At 69.2% G+C, this 853-nt stretch carries 1 protein-coding gene; it reads left to right on the top strand.

Annotated elements, in window-relative coordinates; translation table 11 throughout:
* Window positions 1-311: 311 nt before the first annotated feature.
* Window positions 312-853: IS110 family transposase (locus ACLF6P_RS29880; RefSeq protein ID WP_415954548.1), on the top strand; the 542-nt coding region annotated here is incomplete at its 3' end.

The following is an 853-nucleotide window of genomic DNA, read 5'->3' as shown; positions in this document are numbered from 1 at the left end:
CTGACATTTAGCTTTGCCCGTAGCTCTCCGGGATCTTCGGGGGCTGCGTAGGGTGCGTCGGGTCCGGTTCTTCCGGCACGGCTGGATCACTGACCGAAGCGTCTGCTCGCGGGCGACTTCTCAACGCTGATCGACGGCTGGTTGAACCTCCCGACGCACGTGCGTCCCTGTTGGGAACCCGTGGCCGCGGCAAGCGCGGACCACTGCTACCGAATGTCCGGTCAGCACAACCCTGCGGAACACGTGCCACACGGTCGTGGTCGAGGGGCTGGGCACGTGTCAGCCTGCCGCCGCGCCAGACGGGAAGCCTGTTGAGACTGCACCTGGGAATCGATGTGGCCTGCCGGGCCCCGCACCGGGCCACCTGTACCGACGCCACCGGAGAGATCCAGTTCTCCGGACGGCGTTTCACCACCACGCCCGACGACCTCGAACGGTTATGGGACGGACTGCCCTCGACCGACGACGTGATCGTCATCATGGAGCCGACCCGCAACGCCTGGGTCCCGCTGGCCGCGTGGTTCCAGCACCGCGGCGCCAAAGTCGTCCTGGTCCCGCCGGAACAGTCCGCCGACCTGCGCGATTACTACTCCAAGCACACCAAGAACGACCGCCTCGACTCCCGGGTCCTCGCCCGGCTGCCGCTCCTGCACCCCGAGGGACTGCGGGAACTGTCGGACCGCGGGCCCGCCAACGCGCTGCGACGAGCCGTCCGCCGCCGCAGCGCGCTGGTCGAACGCCGCACCGCCACCTTCTACCGGCTCGATGCCCTGCTGGAGCTGCTCGGCCCCGCCTGGGCCGACGCGCTGGGCACCGGCACCTACCCCAAAGCGGCCCTGGCCGTGCTGGAGAA

This window comes from Streptomyces lothianensis (assembly GCF_047779955.1).
Lineage (GTDB): Bacteria > Actinomycetota > Actinomycetes > Streptomycetales > Streptomycetaceae > Streptomyces.
Note: the sequence above shows the minus strand (reverse complement) of the source record. Positions and strands in the feature narration are given on the sequence as shown.